The organism is Microbispora oryzae (genome assembly GCF_017896165.1).
Classification (GTDB): Bacteria; Actinomycetota; Actinomycetes; order Streptosporangiales; family Streptosporangiaceae; genus Microbispora; species Microbispora oryzae.
The window spans coordinates 141,281-158,577 of record NZ_JAFCNB010000008.1 but is presented as its reverse complement, the minus strand read 5'-3'; the positions used below and the strand labels follow the sequence as shown (position 1 = coordinate 158,577).

The following is a 17,297-nucleotide window of genomic DNA, read 5'->3' as shown; positions in this document are numbered from 1 at the left end:
CATACGTGCCGACTCGGGACCGAATGGTGGTCGAACCGATTCGACAGTCGTGCGCTATTCGCGTTTTTTCCTCGCGCCACGTATTCCGGACGTTTCCTCGGCCGGATCCGACCGTGGTCGGACACCGGAATATCGATGAGGAAGGCGTCTCGATCTCATCGATATGTCCGTGCCTGGGGGTGGAAACGAGTCGGGCCGGGATGGAGTCCCGGCCCGACTCACCTCCGCCTCACTGGAGGGTCAGGGGGTGGTGCAGGTGGCGGTTGGGGTGGCCGCGATGCCGTTGGCGGTGAAGCCGAACATGGTCGACCCGCCCGCCGCGATCGACCCGTTGTAGTCGGCGTTGCGGACCGTCACCGACGAACCGGACACGCTCTGCGTGCCGTTCCACAGACTGCTGATCGTCTGACCGCTTGGCCACGTCCACTTCACCGTCCAGCCGTTGACCGCCGAACCGCCCGCCCGGACCGTCACATTCGACTGGAACCCACCCGGCCACGAGTTCGTCGTCTCAATCGTCGCCGAACACGCACCTGTCACCGGAACCGACGGAGACGCCGAGGGAGACGCCGACGGGGAAGCCGACGGCGAACGGCTCGGGGTGGCCGAGGGAGACGGGGAGGTCGGCGGGGTGGTGGAGTCGAACTGGGTGAAGAACTTCCACACTTCGCCGGGGACCCAGGTGCGAGAGCCGCTGTCGCCGGTGGCGCCGTCCTGGGGTGCGGCGATGTGGCCCTCGTCGAAGGCGGCCCATACGACGGGTGCCGTGGCTCCCGAGGCGGAGTCGAATCGTTGGCTGAACCCGCCGTCAGCCGGCCCGGAGCGGCGCGACGACCAGCGAAACCTGGAGCGGCTCGCGGATGTTCGCGCCGGTCGAGTCGTCGGGTTGGCGCTGACGTCAAAAGGTATGACGAATGCTCCTCTCTTTCCGGCTGACGCTGTTTTGCCGGTGCGGGGGAGCAAATATGACGCCGATAAGGCATGTCAAGGGTCTTGCCTTTGTCGCGCGGAACGCTTCCCCGGAAATGTCATCCCTTCCGTTCCTGACCAGGAGCGGAGCCACGGCTGGCGCCGGTGCGTCACGATGAAACTTTCATCAGTAATTCGTGTGACGTATTCAGTGGGGCCTTCGCTCGCGCCGACGCCGGTCGAGATCTTTCGAAATGATTTCGCCCGGCAAAATTCCGGGCGGGGCGTCCCGGAAAACGTGCCGGAGAAATTCCGGGAAAATGCGCTCTCGGTCGCGGATCAACGCCCTGCCGCGGAATGGACGCCGGTGAGGGCGAAGAACTCCTGCCGGGATCGGGGGTCCTCGCGCAGGGCGCCCGACAGCGTGGAGGTGACGGTGGTCGAGCCGGTCGCCCGCACGCCGCGCAGGGTCATGCATGTGTGCTCGGCCGCGATCACGACGCCGACCCCCTTGGGACGCAACTGGACGGTGAGCCAGTCGGCCACCTGCTTGGTCAGCCGCTCCTGCACCTGAGGCCGGCGGGCGAAATGCTCAAGGACCCTGGCGAGCTTGGACAACCCGAGAATCCGCTCGCCGGGCAGGTAGCCGACGTGCGCCACCCCCACGAAGGGCAGCAGGTGGTGTTCGCAGACCGAGCGGATCGGGATGTCGCGGGCCAGTACGAGTTCGTCGTAGCCCTCTTCGTTGGGAAACGTGGTCAGGTCGAACGGGTGGGGTGTGAACAGCTCGGCGTAGGCCTGGGCCATCCGCGCCGGCGTCTCCCGAAGGCTCTCCGACTCGGTGGAGATCCCCAGGGCGCGCAGGAAATCACCCGCGGCCCGCTCGGCGGCGGCGAGATCCACATCGGCGTCGGGCTGGTGGATCACCCTCAGAGCGGTGTCGGCCCTCGGGGTGTCGGCTGTCGCGGCCGGCCGTCGCCCGGCTCGGACGCGTGAAGCCGATCCAGGTGTCGTCGTCTGGTGTGGTTCGCCGATCATCACGACCTCCGCCTGCGGTCTGAGTTACGCCAACAAATATTGGTCTTATTGCTCCCTATGGGTCAAGTGGGTATCTCAATACGGGTTCGGCCGGATACCACCCATGCTCATTGGCGTTATCGTGGGCAGGTGACGATCGATCCCGCGATCAGCGCCGTCGCCGCGCTCGACGACGAGCTGCGCCGGGGCATGTACGTGCACATCCGGAGGGCACGCCGTCCGGTGACCCGCGACGAGGCCGCCGCCGCGGTCGGGATCTCCCGCAAGCTCGCCGCCTTCCACCTGGACAAGCTGGTCGACGCGGGTCTGCTGCGGGCCCGCTACGAGGCGGTCGGCGGAGTCCGCAAGGCCGGGCGCACCCCGAAGGTCTACGAACCGGCGGATACGGACTTCCGCGTCACCATCCCCGAACGCCGGCACGAGCTGCTCGCCGACATCCTCATGGACGCCGTTCTCAGCGAAGGCGAGGGTGGACGCGCGGGAGAGGGCGGAAACACGGGCAGAGCGGAAGGCGCGGGCGGAAACGCGGGCCGTGGGGAAAACGCAGGCGAGAACGCCCGCCAGGCCGCCGTCAGGGTGGCCGGGCGCCGGGGCGTGGAGCTCGGCGCCGCCGAACGGGCGCAGGCCAGACCGGGGCGGCTCGGCGCCGAACGGGCTCTCACCCTCACCGAGGGCGTGCTGGCCAGGCACGGCTTCGAGCCCATCCGGGTGTCACCCACGTGTGTACGGCTGGGCAACTGCCCGTTCCACCCGCTCGCGGCGCGGGCCCCCGAGCTGGTCTGCGGCATCAACCTCGCGTTCCTCGACGGCCTGCTCGCCGGTCTTCTGGACGTCCCGCGAGTCGGCGGGCCAGACGGCGTGCCAGACGCACCGGCTCGGGCGGTTCTGGCGCCCCGCCCCGGGGAGTGCTGCGTCGAGCTGCGCTCCTCGCGTGAGAGCTGACGGCATGCGCTTCTGATGCGCCTCTGATCCGCGCCTCCTAGCGTCGCCGGTAGACAGGCCGGTCATTCGCCGGCGCATCCGCCGTCGACCGCGGCCCTGAACGCGGCGACCTGGGACGAAGAGGAGCCGGACATGCACGATTCCACCGCGTCCACTGACGGGTCCACTGACGGGTCCACTGACGGGTCCACCGCCGCGCCGACCGAGCCGCTGTTCCCGCACGCCGTGCTGGAAGCGTTGCGGAAGGAGCCAGGCAGCACGGCCTTCGAACAGGGAGACAGGCGTGTCTCACGGAGCGAGGCGCTCGATCTCATCCGGCGCCTGGCCGCCGCGCTGGCCGACGCCGGGCTGGGCCCCGGCCGGGGCGTCGCCATCCACACGGCGGTCACGCCGGAGGCGTTCGCCGTCCAGATCGCCGCGCACGCGCTGGGCTGCCGCGTCGTGGCGGTGCGGCCCGGATACACGCCCGCGCAGCTCGCCCGCGTGCTCGGGACGGGGATCGACGTCCTCGTCGTCGACCCGTCGACGGCGACGGCGGAGCTGCTCGGCGCCGCCAGGCCGGCCGCCGTGCTTTCGCTCGGCCCCTGCCCGGAACGGCCAGGGGCCGACCTGCTGGCCCTCCCCGACGACGGTCGTGCGCTCACGGTCACGGCGCGCCCGGACGACGTGGCCCTGCTGACCTTCACCAGCGGCAGCACCGGACAGCCCAAAGGCTGCGCGGTCACCTATCGGGCCTTGAGCGAGGCGCACTGGAGCTGGCAACCCCGCGTCTGGTCGCCGGTGGCGCACGCGCTCGCCGACTCCTTCCGGCGCTATCTGCTGTTCGGCACGCTGTCCAGCATGGTGGTCCTGGAGTTCGTGGGCCTGTGCCTGCTCGGCGGCGGGACGGCGGTGATCCCCGAGGAGGACGGCAAGCCGCTGTTCCCCTACGCGCTCGAGCGCTACCGGATCACCGGCTCCATCATCACCGTGCCACGCCTGTGCCACATGCTCGACCTGCTCCGTGACGAGCCGGTCGACGTCGGCAGCCTGCGCGCGCTGATGGTCAGCGGGTCGCCGCTCAGCCCGAACCGGCTGATGGAGGCGGTGGAGCGGCTGGGCCCCGTCGTCTACCAGGGGTACGGCGCGACCGAGGCCGGGGCGATGTCCATCCTCACACCCGCCGACCTCGCCCGCTTCCCGGACCGCGCGCCGGCCTCGGTCGGCCGCCTGTTGTCCTCCGTCGAGATCAGCGTGCGCGACGAGGAGGGACGCGAGGTCCCCCCGGGCCGGACCGGGGAGATTCACGCCCGGAGCCCCTACCTGATGACGGGTTACTGGGACCAGCCGGAGGAGACCGGGGAGGTGCTGCGGGACGGCTGGCTGCGCACCCGCGACCTGGGCCGCCTCGACGAGACCGGCCTGCTGTATCTGTCCGGCAGGACCAGGGACGTCGTCATCGTCAACGCGATCGTGGTGTACGCCGGTCCGATCGAGCGCGTCCTGGCCGCCCACCCCGACGTGGCCGAGGCGTACGTGGCCGGAGCGCCGGACGACCGTACCGGCGAGGCCGTGCACGCGTTCGTCGTGCCGGCCGCCGGCCGCGCCCCCGACCCGGAGGAGCTGACCGAGCTGGTCCGCGCCGAGCTCGGCGCGGACAGCGTCCCCCAGACGATCACGACGGTGTCCGCCGTCCCTATGGCGACCAGCGGAAAGCCCGACAAGAGGGCCCTGCTGGAGCGGTACGGCCCGGCGGCGCGCTGACCGGCTCTGACGGGTTCCTCTGACAGATCTCTGAGAGATCTCTGAGAATCGCGCGCCAACACTGATGCCATCCCGTACGACCGCACGCAGCGATGGAGGCGTCAGTGCCGGACAACACCCTCGACTATCTGGTGATCGGCGCCGGGCCGGCGGGCCTGCAGCTGGGCCACTTCCTACAGCGGGCGGGGCGGAGGTACCGGATCCTGGAGGCGGGCCCCACGCCCGGCACGTTCTTCCGGACCTTCCCCCGCCATCGGCAGCTCATCTCCATCAACAAGAAGCACACCGGATGGGACGATCCCGAGCTCAACCTCCGGGTGGACTGGAACTCGCTGCTCACGGACGACCCGGACCTGCTGTTCACCCGCTACAGCGACCGCTACTTCCCCGCCGCCGACGACTTCGTGCGGTATCTCGGCGACTTCGCCGCGGCGCAGGCCCCGCACATCACCTACGACGCGCGGGTCGCCGAGGTCGCCCGCCCCGAACCCGGGGGTCCGTTCCGGGTGACCGACGAGCAGGGCCGCACGTACCGCGCGCGGCGCGTCGTCGTCGCCACGGGCGTCACACGGCTCAACACGCCGCAGATCCCCGGCATCGAGACGGCCGAGGGCTACGACACCTTCTCCACCGACCCCGCCGGCTTCACCGGCATGCGGGTCCTCGTCATCGGCAAGGGCAACTCGGCGTTCGAGACGGCCGACAGTCTGGTCGAGACGGCCGCGGTCATCCATGTCGCCGGTCCCCACTCGGTCCGGCTGGCCTGGCGGACCCACTTCGTCGGGCACCTGCGCGCCGTCAACAACAACTTCCTCGACACCTATCAGCTCAAGTCGCAGAACGCGGTGCTCGACGGCGACGTCACGCGTGTCGAGCGCCGGCCCGACGGCTCCTACCTGGTGACAGTGAGCTTCGTCCGCGCCGACGAGGTCACCAAGGACATCCCGTACGACCGGGTGATCGTCTGCACCGGGTTCCGGTTCGACGCCTCGATCTTCGCTCCGGAGTGCCGTCCCGAGCTGACGATCAAGGACAGGTTCCCCGCGCTGACCCCCGCGTACGAGTCGGTGAACGTGCCGGGCCTCTACTTCGCCGGGACGATCACCCAGTCGCGCGACTTCAAGCGGGGCACCAACGGATTCATCCACGGCTTCCGATACGGCGTCCGCGCCCTGCACCGCGTCCTGGAGGCCAGATATCACGACGTCCCGTGGCACGGCCGCACGCTCGCGGCCGACCACGCCACGCTGGCGGCGGCGGTGCTCGAACGGGTCAACCGCAGCTCCGGGCTGTGGCAGCAGTTCGGCTTCCTCGCCGACGTCATCGTCCCCGACGGGCACGGCGGCGCCCGCTACCTGGAGGAACTGCCGATCGACCTGGCCGGTCCGCCCGTCGGCGACGGCGGCCACTTCGCCGTCACGCTGGAGTACGGCCCCGGCCACGACCAGGTCGACCCGTTCGACATCGCGGTGGGGCGGATCCGGCAGAGCGACGCGGCGCGGGCGGACGAGGGCCACTATCTCCACCCGGTGGTGCGCCGCTTCCGGAACGGCGTGGTGGAGGCCGTCCATCACATCACCGAGAACCTGGAGAACGAGTGGACGTCGGAACAGGTGCACCTGCGCCCGCTTCAGGACTTCCTCCAGCGCCAGGCCCTTCCGATCCCGGCGTGACGCCCGTGCGCGCCCCGTCGGCGGTCCGGGAGTTCGAGGCGGCGGCCCGCGCCCGCCTGCTCCCCGCCCACTACGACTACTTCGCGGGCGGCGCCGGCGAGGAGATCACCGTACGGGCCAACGAGGCGGCCTTCGCGCGGCTCGCGCTGCTGCCGCGCGTCCTGCGCGGGACGGGGAAGCTCCAGACCGGGGTGACCCTGCCCGGCGGCCGGGCGGCCATGCCGGTGCTGGTGGCGCCGACCGCGTTCCACCGGCTCGCCCACCCCGAGGGCGAGAGGGCCACGGCACGTGCGGCGGCCGCCGCGGAGACCGTCATGGTCGTGAGCATGGCCGCCACGGTCGCCGTCGAGGACGTCGCGGCGGCGGCGCCGGGAGGCACCCTGTGGTTCCAGCTCTACATCCAGCCGGACCTCGCCTTCACCGAGGCGATCGTCCGGCGCGCCGAGGCCGCCGGCTGCACGGCGCTGGTCGTCACGGTGGACTCACCGGCCCGGGGACGGCGGGACCGGGATCAGCACAACGGCTTCGACGACCTGCCCGACGGCATGTGCTGCGAGAACCTGCGCGACGGCGACCGGGTGCGGCCGATCGTCATGTCGCCGGAGATCTCGTGGAGGCATGTCGACCTGCTCCGGCGGATGACGGAGCTGCCGGTGGTGCTCAAGGGCGTCACGCATCCCGACGACGCCCGCCTCGCGCTCGACCACGGGGTGGCCGCGGTGTGGGTCTCCAACCACGGCGGACGGCAGCTCGACACCGTCCCCGCCGCCGTCGATCTGCTGCCGGAGGTCGTGGCCGCCGTGGGCGGAGCCGTACCGGTGCTGCTGGACGGCGGCATCCGGCGGGGCACCGACGTGGTGAAGGCGATGGCGCTGGGCGCGTCGGCGGTCGCGGTCGGCCGCCCGGTGATCTGGGGGCTGGCGGCGGACGGCGAGCGCGGCGTGGCCCGCGTGCTCGGGCTGCTCCACGACGAGGTCGAGCACGCGCTGACCCTGCTCGGCGTCGCGTCGGTGCACGACCTGCGGCCCGGCCTGGTGCGGCCGTGCTGACCGCCGGGACTGTCGTGACCGTGGTGGCGCTGGCGGGCGCGGCCGCCGTCGTGCTGAGCCTGCCCCGGTGGCTGCCCGGCCGGGTCGTCGCGCTGCGCATGCGGGTCTTCGCCGGGATCAACGGCGACGAGAGCATCACGGTCCCCGGCGACCTGGTCGGCGTCGACCGGTTCAAGGAGGTCTACTCCCATCCGGCGGCCTGCGGGCGGAGCCGGGGAGCCGCCCTCTCCGACCTGTTCTGGTACTGGCTGTCGCCGGGACCCGAGATTCACCAGGAGCACCTGGAGCCGGGGGAGCGGTACGACGCCGTCGCCCTGGCCACCCGCCGCGTCCTGTCCGTGCCCCGGGAGCGGGCCGAGGAGCTCGCCCGCCGCTGCGTCACCCGGGCGCTGCGGCGCGGGCCGGGGACGGTCCGCCTGCGCGACCTGATGATGCCGGTCTGGGCCGAGTTCTATTACGAGCTCGTCTTCGGCGATCCGTGCCCGCCGGACGCCCGTGAACTGATCGTCGGCAACGCGAACGACGTCGTCACCGCGCTCAAGTGCTGCGGGCTGCGGCACATGGACCGGCGCGAGCGGCTGACCGGATATCTCGTCGAGCGGCTGCCCCGGGTGCGGCACGAGCTTCCGGCGGGCCTCACGGAGCGGGAGCGGGCGCTCTACCTCCAGGGCGCCTTCTTCAACACCGCGGTCGTCCAGATGTCGGAGGCCACGGCCCACGTGCTGATGGCCCTCGCCCAGCACCCGGACGTGCGGGCCAGGGCGCGGGCCGGCGACGACCGCTACCTCGATCAGGTGATCGCGGAGACGCTGCGGCTCTACCCGCTCTTCGGCGTCGCCCACCGCATCACCGACGGCGACATCGCCCTGGGCGACGGCGTGACGATCCCGGCCGGCTCGGTGCTGTGCTTCGACTACCCCGAGTTCCACCGCGCGGGCTTCGCCGATCCCGGCCGCTTCGACCCCGGCCGGTTCGCGCCGGGTCACCCGCCGGTCCGCGAGCTCAACCACATCCCGTTCGGCGTCTCGGCCAACCGTCCCTGCCCGGCGTGGCGGCTCGCGCCCATCACCCTGCGGGTCGCGGTGCGGGAGACCCTGCGGGCGTACGAGCTCGAGTCGACCGCCTCGCACACCCGGTCCCTGCCCAACCGGGGGCCGTGTCTCCTGACCCCCCTCGACGCCCTGCCCGGCCCGGGACGCCGCCCGGTGCTGCTCTACATGCGGTTCAGGGACGGCTGGGAGGACGTGTGGCGCAGCCTCGTGCAGCTCGTGCTCGGCACCTACATGGTGTGGGACGCGCGGCGGCTGCGGATGTGCGAGAGCCACTTCGCCGGCGGCCCTCCACCGGTCGTGCCCGGCCGGTCCTGATCTGGCTCGTTCCCGAACCTGTGCCCGTTCCCGTACCTGTGTCAGTTCCGGCCCCGAGCGGAGGCGCACACCATGTTCGTCGCGTCACTTCCCCTGGCCGTGGCGCCCGCCACGGATCCTCACCTGCAGTTGGTCCTCAGGGTGCTCCCGGCCCTGGTCGTCATCCTGGTGGCCGCGGCGGTGTGCGGCCGCCTGGCGCTCCTCGTGATGCAGCCACGCGTCGTCGGCGAGATGATCGCGGGTGTGCTGCTGGGGCCGACACTGTTCGGCGCGCTGTTCCCCGAGGCGCAGGCGGCCGTGTTCCCCGCCGAGGTCAGGCCGGTGCTGTACGTGCTCAGCACCATCGGCCTGACGCTGTACATGTTCCTGGTCGGAGCCGGGCTGGATCACAGTGCAGGCGCGCCGGGCGAGCTGCGCCGGGCGACGGCGCTGGCCGCGTCGGGCATACTTCCCTCGCTCGCCCTGGGCGCGGGCGCCGGTCTCCTGCTGTGGGACCGCCTGTCCCGCCCGGACGTCGGCCCGGCCGAGTTCGCCCTGTTCGTCGGCGGCGCGCTGTCGCTGACGGCCTTCCCCATGCTCGCCCGGATCCTGTACGAACGCGGGCTGGAGAACAGCCGGATCGGCCGGCTCACCCTGGTGGCGGCCTCCATCGACGACGCCGCGGCCTGGTGCCTGCTCGCGACGCTGTCGGCGGTGCATCTGGGGGCGGGACCCGGTGACGCGCTGCGGACCATCGGCCTGTCGGCGGTCTTCGCGGTGGTGATGCTCGCGGTGGTCGCGCCGCTGCTGCGCCCCCTCGGCCGCCGGGTCGCACAGACCGGCCGGCTCGGCGCCTCCGCCATCTACGTGATCATTTTGGTGCCGCTCACCGCGGGCTGGCTCACCGACTGGATCGGCGTCTACTCGGTGTTCGGCGGTTTCATCGCCGGGCTGTGCATGCCCCGCGAACCGGCGTTCCGCGCGGCGCTGCACGGCCGCATGATGGACGTCGTCTCGACGCTGCTGCTGCCCGTCTTCTTCGCGTTCTCCGGACTGAACACCCATCTCCAGGGCCTCGCCGGCGGACCCATGCTGCTGGCCTTCGCCGCGATCCTGGCCGCGGGCTTCTTCGGCAAGTACTTCGGCTGCGCGCTGTCGACGAGGGCCCTCGGGTTCGGCTGGCGCGAGTCCTGGGCGGTGGGAGGCATCATGAACGCCCGGGGCCTGATGATCCTCATCTTCATCAACATCGGCCTGGCGCAAGGCATGATCACGCAGGAGCTCTTCGCGATGCTCGTCCTCGTGGCCGTGCTCACCACCGCGGCGGCCCTGCCGCTGTACAAACTGGCGTTGCCCGACCGGCACGAGCGGGCGAGCGCGGCCGTGGACCGGGAGGGCGTGGAACAAGTTTCAACTAATTTCACGTGATCGCCCGGTTGGCCTGCCACGTCTGAGCAGGACCGCCCGATGGGGCATCTGGAACCTGGAAATTTCCCGATATAGGTGCCACCGTGGTCCGGTGGCACGGATCCCGGGGACATCCGAACCGCACTCTCGCCGGCTGCTGCTCGTCGAGGACGAGCGCGATGTCGGGAACATGCTGGTCGACCTCTTCACCGACGAGGGTTACGCGGTCGACCTGGCGCGGGAGGGGCAGCAGGGCCTTCACCTCGGGCTCAGCCGCGGTTACGACGTCATGATCATCGATCGCGGGCTGCCCGTGGTCGACGGGCTCGACCTGCTGCGGAGGCTGCGCAGCCGGGCCGTCACCGTGCCGGTGCTGGTGCTCACCGCGTTCGGCACGGTCGCCGACCGCGTCACCGGCCTCGACGCGGGTGCCGAGGATTATCTGGTCAAACCGTTCGAGATCGACGAACTGCTGGCCAGGGTGCGCGCCCTGCACCGCAGGAACCTGGACCAGGCCGGCCTGCTGCCGCTGGGCGCCGGCTGGCTCGACTCCGAGTCACACGTCGTACGGCTGCCGTCCGGCGACCAGGTGACGCTGTCCGGCCAGGAGTGCCGGCTGCTCCACGCGCTGGCGGTGCGCCCCCGGCAGGTGCACACGCGGGCCTCCCTGAGACAGCGTGTCTTCGACGGTGCCCGGGCCGAGTCGATCGTGGACACCTACGTCTACTACCTGCGGAACAAGCTGGGGCCGGATGTGGTGCGCACCGTACGGGGCGTGGGGTACCGCCTGGGCGGGCTGTGAGCGGCCGGCGGCGCGTCGATCCGGAGCGGCGGCTGCTGAGCCGGGCCCGCCGCCGGATCACCGTGCAGATGGCGGGCGGGTTCTCAGTGGTGCTCGCGCTGATGGGCACGCTGGTCTACTGCATCATGGTCAACGAACAGGACGTGGGCGCCCGGCGCGACCTGGCCATGGCGGCCCACTCCGCCCCGGTCGCCCAGCCCCCGCCCTGCATCTGGCTGTTCGAGCTGCGCGGGAGCACCGTACAGCGCTCTCCGGGGGCGCCGTCCGACCTGCCCGTACGCGCGACGCTGGAGCGGGTCGCCGCCGACGGGCGGACCCTGGTCGGCCTGGCCGAGGTCGCCGGGCGGTCCTATCTGATCCACACCCAGCGGCGTGACGGCGTGCCGGTGCAGGCCGTGTTGGACCTGGCCTACCAGACCGCCGAGCGGCAGCGGCTGCTGCGCACGCTCGCCGCCGCCGAGCTCGCCGCCCTGCTGGTGGCGCTCGTCATCGGCCAGGTCCTCACCCGCCGGGCGATCGCGCCGCTGGGCGACGCGCTCGACCGGCAGCGCCAGTTCACTTCCGACGTCAGCCACGAGCTGCGCACCCCGCTGACCCGGCTGCACGTCCGCGCCCAGATCACCGCGCGGCGGCTGCGGCGCGGATCCGACCCGCACCTCGTCGCGGGCGACGTCGAGCATCTGGTCGCCGGCATCGGGCAACTCGGCGAGGTGATCGAGGACATGCTCCTGTCGGCCCAGCTCAGCCGGCGGAACCGGCCGTTCGGCCCGGTCGACCTGGCCGCGCTCGCCGACGACGTCGCCGCGGCCGAGGCCGCGCGCGCGGCGCAGCGCGGGGTGATCGTCGACGTACGGCGGGGCCCCGGAGATCACGTCGTGCGCGGAGCGGAGTCCGCGCTGCGCCGCGTGATCTCCGCGCTCCTCGACAACGCGCTCCGGCACACGCGCGCGGGCGGCCACATCCAGGTGACCGTCAGCTCGGGTGCCGAGCTGGTCGGGCTCAGCGTGCGGGACGAGGGCGTGGGGCTGGATCCGAGAGATGCCGGCCGTCTGTTCGCCCGATACGAGGGCGGACAGCACAGCGGGGGGCTCGGTCTCGGCCTCGCCCTCGTCAGTGAGGTGGTCGACGCGCACGGCGGCTCGATCGTCGTGGACGGCCGGCCCGGGGCCGGAGCGACGTTCACGGTCCGCCTGCCCGCGCATCCCGCCCGGGCGGACGGCCCGCGAGGGCTCCCGGGGTCCTACACCGCGGAATCGCCCGCCGGGGAATCCGCACCGGAATCGTCAGCCCTGGAAGCGCCCGCCGTGATGCCCGACAGCGCCGACGCTCACAGGAGATGAGTGCGATGACGCCAGCCCGTCCGGCCGCTCGCCCGGCTGCCCGTCCGCACGCTCGCCCGGCTCGCCGCGCCGCGCGCGGAGCCGCCGCGCGCGGGCCCGCTGCACGGACGCGGAACGGTTTCCCGCGACGGCACATCCTGTTCTGGATCGTCGTGGCGGCCTTCGTCGTGCACGCCAACGGCATCGGCAACGGCTTCGTCTACTTCGACGACCCCGAGGGCGTGGTGGACAACGTGTCCATCCGGGAGTTCAGTCTCGCCAACGTCGGCCACTGGTTCACCACCCCGCTGCAGATGATGTACACGCCGCTGGTGTACGTGTCGTACGCGATCGACTACCTGTTCGGCCGGGGCGCGATGGGTGCCCACCACTTCACCAACGTGCTGCTGCACCTGGCCAACGTGGTGCTGGCGTTTCTGCTGATCCGCCGGCTGACCGGGCGGGACTTCCCGGCCTACTTCACGGCGGCCGCGTTCGCGATCCACCCGATGAACGCCGACACGGTCGCCTGGATCTCCACCCGCAGCACCCTGCTGGCCACGTTGTTCTCGCTGGCCGCGCTCCTGGCCTACCTGCGGTACGCCGAGTCGCGGCGAGTCCGGCCGCTGGTGTGGTCGGTGGTCCTGTTCGGGCTGGCCACGCTGTCCAAGTCGACCGCGGTCGCGATCCCCCTGGTGTTGTTCCTCGTCGACCACCTCCGGGGGCGCCCGCTCAGCCGGCGCCTGTTCGTGGAGAAGATCCCGTTCTTCGTCGTCGCCGTGGTGGTTGGGCTGGTCGCGCTCCAGGTCCGCGAGGACGTGGTGCCGCCGCACGACTACACCGTGCTCGACCGGATCCTCGTGGCCTGCTCGGCGCTCGTGGACTACGTGGTGCGGCTGGTCTGGCCGTTCCACCTGTCGCTGGCGTACCGATATCCCGGCACGCCGCTGCCCTGGTATCTGTACCTTTTCCCGTTCGCGCTCGTCGCCGGGGCGGTGGCGCTGTGGCTCATCAGGCCGGCCCGCACGATCGTCGTCTTCGGGCTGGGGTTCTTCGTGATCACCATCGCGCTGACCCAGTCCGTGCTGCTCATCGACAATTACCAGGCGAACAGGTACGTCTATCTGCCGTACCTCGGCCTCTTCCTCATCGCGGGACATTTCGCGGAGAAGGCACTCGATCGCCCGCACCGCGTCGTCCGGTTCGCCACCATCGGGGCGATGGCGGTGGTCGTCGTGCTGTTCGCCACGCTGACGATCACGCGGAACGCGGTCTGGAAGAACACCGAGACCGTCATGAGTGACGCCATCGCCAAGGAACCCGGTGTGGCGTTCACCTACAACAGCCGGGGCATCGCCCGCTTCCGAGACGGCGACTACACGGGCGCCACCGCGGACTTCACGCGCACCGCCGAACTCGACCCCGACTTCATGCTGGCCCACCACTACCTCGGCATGATCAAGTACACCCAGGGCGACTACGCGGGCTCGCTGCGCGAGCTCGACACCGTGGTGTCGCGGCTGCCGACCTTCGCGCCCGGCTACAGCGAGCGCGGAAAGGCCAGGGTCGCGCTGAAGGACTACGCGGGCGCGTACGCGGACCTCTCCTCGGCCATCACCTATGACCCCAATCTGGTGGAGGCCTACTATTTCCGGGGCGTCGCCGGCATCGAGCTGGGCAACGCGCGGAGTGCGCTGTCCGATCTCGACGTGGCGATCCAGTTGCTCCCCGGTTATGCCGACGCCTACTACCAGCGTGGCGCGGCCCGATCCCGGCTCGGTGACACGGGCGGCGCCTGCGCCGACTGGAACACCGCGGCTTCCCTCGGCAACGCCGACGCGAGCAGGTCGGCCGCCGGCGACGGCTGCACCGGTTAGGCCGCCCCCAGACCGGCCACCCGATGCGTTCGCCTGAGTACGTTAAGTTGACCATTCGGTTTGGGCGAAGATATATTCGGGAAATGCGAAGCGTTGGGCCTCGAGGGGCCCCCATCTTCCGCACGGAGACGCAAGCAAGACTCCTGGCGGCGCTCTGTCTTCGCGCAGATCAGACCTGGACGCTGGCGTCTCTCGCCCGATCGTTGGGCGTGAGTCCATCGAGCCTGCACCCGGAGATCCACCGTCTCGAAGAGGCCGGACTTCTGCTCGCGACGGCCGTGGGTCGATCGCGCGTGCTGAGTATCGATCAGACTCACCCCGTCGTGAAACCCCTGACGGAGATACTGGACTACCTCTACGGCCCAGGCGTCATCATCGCCGAGGAGTTCGGCCCCGTATCGGAAATCGAACTTCTTCTCATCTTCGGCTCCTGGGCCGCCCGCCACAACGGTGAGCCGGGACCTCCGCCACACGACATCGACGTACTCGTGGTCGGCTCGGCCAAGCGCGCCGACGTTTATGCCGCAGCTGACCGTGCCCAGGTACGCATCGGACTCCCCGTCAACCCGGTCCTCGCATCCCGCCGACGGTGGCAAGAGGCGTCCGATGCTCTGATCCGCCAGATCAAGGCGAGCCCGACAATCGATCTCACCCCGATCGAGGCGGGCCGGAAGGAGCGTGATCCCTGATGCGGTGGACGCGCGGCGAAGCCGACATCGAGCGCATGCTTTCGTCTAAGGAACTCCAGCGCGTCCAAGGCGACGCCGCAGATGGAGCGGGCTGGCTGAAGAAGGCCAAGGTTGTCTTGTCAAGCGCACAAGAACTGGTTGAGTCCGACCCGAACTCTGCATACACCCTGGCCTACGACGGGGCAAGATTCGCCTGTACGGGACTACTGGCTCAGCAGGGGCTGCGCGCTACCACCACCGGTGGTCACTACGCCGTCCAACAGGCGGTGATCCGCCAGTTCGGTGCCGCTTTCGAGCAGTTCAGCGTTATGCGACGACGTAGAAACGAGCTCGAATACCCCGTATTTCCCGATGAGACTGTCGACTGCGAGGAAGCAGAGGACGCGCTGACCGCCGCCCGACTAATCCTCGAGGCGGCTTACAGGATGATTGATCATCTCGGACTGTTCTGAGTCCGTGTGCGCGGTACCTCAACCCGGTAATGCTCGCCAGGGGCGATATCGGCTTGACGCCGGTGTCGCCAAGCGCGCGATGGGCCATGAATCTCGCCTTTCACGCGTCATACGCTGCATCTGGCCGGACGCATCCGCCCACTGAAGCAATACCTGCGGGGAGGGCGACGACGGCGAACGCGTAACGGCGTCGTGAGTTGACGGCGATCTTCCTTGCTGAATGTTTCACCGGCCCGCCGGTCCCGCACCTCTTCTCACCAGGACGGACGTCTGTTCGCCGTCCCGGCGGGGCGGCGGGGGGCGTTGACCGGCGGTCGCGGCGTCCGTAGCTTGACGCGTGTTCCCCTTCATGAATCTCGTACACATAGGTGAACAGCAATCACGTAGCGGGATCGGCGGCGGCACCCGGCCACCGCCCCGGTCAGGGTCCTGCACGGAGTCTCCGGGCGACGTTCCGGCCCCGCTCGATGGCGGTCGGAGCGGTACGTAGGTCCTACCGTCCCTCCATGCAAAGGAGCATTCCTTGCTCTCTCGGACCCCGACGCGACGGCGTCGCCTCGCCTTCCTCAACGCGGCCACGGCGGTGGCCGTGACCGCCGCCGGGCTCGCCACCCTGGCCTCCCAGGCCTACGCCGCGACCGGCTGCAAGGTCACCTACACCATCGCCTCGGAATGGCCGGGCGGGTTCACCGCCAACGTCGACATCACCAACCTCGGTGACCCGTTGTCGGGCTGGACCCTGGGCTGGTCGTTCAGCGCCGGCCAGCAGGTCACCAGCGGCTGGAACGCCACCTTCTCCCAGAGCGGCGGCAACGTCACCGCGACGAACGTCTCCTACAACGGCTCGCTCGCGACGGGCGGCGTCGCCTCGATCGGGTTCCAGGGCAGCTGGACCTCCGCCAACCCGGTGCCGGGCTCGTTCACCCTCAACGGGGTCACCTGCACCGGCGACGTCGGCGGCAGCCCCAGCCCCACCCAGAGCCCGACCCGTTCGCCCAGCTCGTCCCCGTCCGCGTCTCCGACGCGCTCGCCCAGCCCCAGCCCGAGCCCCAGCCCGAGCCCGAGCCAGTCGCCGTCCGGACCGCCGCCCACCGGGCTGATCGGCTGGGCCACCCAGGGCGGGGGCACCACCGGCGGCGCCGGCGGGTCGAACACCACCGTCACGTCCCTGAGCGCGCTCACCGCCGCGGTGAAGGGCACCGCCGCCAAGACCGTGCAGATCAACGGCAACTTCAGCTGCTCCGATGACGTGCGGGTGGGCTCCAACACCACCGTGGTCGGGGTGGGGGCGAGCTCCGGCCTGACCGGCTGCGGGCTCAACCTGGCGGACGCCACCAACGTCATCGTCCGCAACCTGAAGATCTCCAAGGTGCTCGCGAGCAACGGCAACGGCGACGCGATCCACCTCGACAACACCAAGCGGGCGTGGATCGACCACAACGACCTGTCGAGCGACACCAGCCACGGCACGGACTACTACGACGGCCTGCTGGACATCACCCACGCGTCCGACTACGTCACGGTCTCCTGGAACAAGCTGCACGACCACGTGAAGTGCTCGCTCGTGGGCCACAGTGACAACAACGCGTCCGAGGACACCGGGCACCTGCGGGTGACCTATCACCACAACGCGTTCCAGACCTGCGCCCAGCGCAACCCCCGGGTCCGCTTCGGCAACCCCGTCCACGTGTTCAACAACTACTACTACAAGAACCCGTCGTACACGGACTACAGCTACGGGGTCGCCGCCACCTGCGGCGCGGGCGTCCTGGTCGAGGGCAACTACTTCGAGAACGTCTCCGACCCCACCCACACGAAGGAGGGCTCCTCGCCCGGCGGCTCGATCGTGGCCCGCAACAACTACTTCGTGAACTCGGGCACGCCGCAGACCTCCGGCAGCGTGGCGAGCATCCCCTACTCCTACAGCGTCGACACTCCCAGCACCGTCAAGACGACCGTCCTGGCGAACGCGGGCACCGGCCACATCTGACCCGACTCGCGGGGAGGGCACGGCGAACGGCCGGCGCCCTCCCCGCCGCATCGGGAGACGT

15 protein-coding genes are annotated in these 17,297 nt (G+C 70.5%); 12 read left to right on the top strand and 3 right to left on the bottom strand.

The features are described 5' to 3' along the window. Positions 1-240: 240 nt before the first annotated feature. The 3 genes from JOL79_RS35450 to folE all read right to left on the bottom strand — a co-directional run bounded on the left by JOL79_RS35450 (position 241) and on the right by folE (position 1,836). On the bottom strand, positions 241-474 hold the full coding sequence (locus JOL79_RS35450; RefSeq protein WP_307848567.1) for a cellulose binding domain-containing protein: 234 nt from the start codon (positions 472-474) through the stop codon (positions 241-243). 37 nt (positions 475-511) lie between these two features. Next, a complete protein-coding gene (locus JOL79_RS35445) occupies positions 512-664 on the bottom strand; it encodes a hypothetical protein (RefSeq protein ID WP_307848566.1) in 153 nt (50 codons plus the stop codon). Positions 665-1,248: 584 nt separating this feature from the next. Next, entirely contained in the window at positions 1,249-1,836 is a 588-nt protein-coding gene (folE, locus tag JOL79_RS16910) for a GTP cyclohydrolase I FolE (protein ID WP_307848565.1), read from the bottom strand. 240 nt (positions 1,837-2,076) lie between these two features. On the opposite strand from folE, the gene JOL79_RS16905 reads away from it, so the two are divergent. From JOL79_RS16905 to JOL79_RS16850, 12 genes are all read left to right on the top strand, one after another. Then, on the top strand, positions 2,077-2,889 hold the full coding sequence (locus JOL79_RS16905; protein WP_210156776.1) for a helix-turn-helix transcriptional regulator: 813 nt from the start codon (positions 2,077-2,079) through the stop codon (positions 2,887-2,889). Positions 2,890-3,021: 132 nt separating this feature from the next. Beyond that, positions 3,022-4,632 carry a class I adenylate-forming enzyme family protein gene (locus JOL79_RS16900; RefSeq protein WP_210156775.1) on the top strand — a complete coding sequence of 537 codons (1,611 nt, stop codon included), beginning with the start codon at positions 3,022-3,024 and terminating at the stop codon, positions 4,630-4,632. Between the two features lie 104 nt (positions 4,633-4,736). After that, entirely contained in the window at positions 4,737-6,305 is a 1,569-nt protein-coding gene (locus JOL79_RS16895; RefSeq protein WP_307848564.1) for an NAD(P)-binding domain-containing protein, read from the top strand. Next, the gene (locus JOL79_RS16890; protein ID WP_210156773.1) at positions 6,302-7,354 is read left to right on the top strand and encodes an alpha-hydroxy acid oxidase; all 1,053 of its coding nucleotides are present in this window, start codon (positions 6,302-6,304) and stop codon (positions 7,352-7,354) included. The genes JOL79_RS16895 and JOL79_RS16890 overlap by 4 nt, the downstream gene beginning before the upstream one ends. After that, positions 7,348-8,721, top strand: coding sequence for a cytochrome P450 (locus tag JOL79_RS35040; RefSeq protein WP_210156772.1), 1,374 nt, complete (start codon positions 7,348-7,350; stop codon positions 8,719-8,721). The genes JOL79_RS16890 and JOL79_RS35040 overlap by 7 nt, the downstream gene beginning before the upstream one ends. A gap of 72 nt (positions 8,722-8,793) precedes the next feature. Next, positions 8,794-10,128, top strand: a complete 1,335-nt coding sequence (locus tag JOL79_RS16880; RefSeq protein ID WP_210156771.1) for a cation:proton antiporter — start codon at positions 8,794-8,796, stop codon at positions 10,126-10,128. A 91-nt stretch (positions 10,129-10,219) separates the two neighbouring features. Continuing rightward, positions 10,220-10,909, top strand: coding sequence for a response regulator transcription factor (locus JOL79_RS16875; protein WP_210156770.1), 690 nt, complete (start codon positions 10,220-10,222; stop codon positions 10,907-10,909). After that, on the top strand, positions 10,906-12,249 hold the full coding sequence (locus JOL79_RS16870; protein WP_210156769.1) for a sensor histidine kinase: 1,344 nt from the start codon (positions 10,906-10,908) through the stop codon (positions 12,247-12,249). Before JOL79_RS16875 ends, JOL79_RS16870 begins: the two co-directional genes overlap by 4 nt. 152 nt (positions 12,250-12,401) lie before the next feature. Beyond that, entirely contained in the window at positions 12,402-14,105 is a 1,704-nt protein-coding gene (locus JOL79_RS16865; RefSeq protein ID WP_210156768.1) for a glycosyltransferase family 39 protein, read from the top strand. A 209-nt stretch (positions 14,106-14,314) separates the two neighbouring features. After that, positions 14,315-14,794, top strand: a complete 480-nt coding sequence (locus JOL79_RS16860) for a nucleotidyltransferase domain-containing protein (protein ID WP_210156767.1) — start codon at positions 14,315-14,317, stop codon at positions 14,792-14,794. Further along, positions 14,794-15,246, top strand: a complete 453-nt coding sequence (locus tag JOL79_RS16855; RefSeq protein ID WP_210156766.1) for a HEPN domain-containing protein — start codon at positions 14,794-14,796, stop codon at positions 15,244-15,246. Before JOL79_RS16860 ends, JOL79_RS16855 begins: the two co-directional genes overlap by 1 nt. A gap of 523 nt (positions 15,247-15,769) precedes the next feature. After that, complete coding sequence (locus tag JOL79_RS16850) at positions 15,770-17,236, top strand: pectate lyase family protein (RefSeq protein ID WP_210156765.1); 1,467 nt, start codon at positions 15,770-15,772, stop codon at positions 17,234-17,236. Positions 17,237-17,297 lie beyond the last annotated feature (61 nt).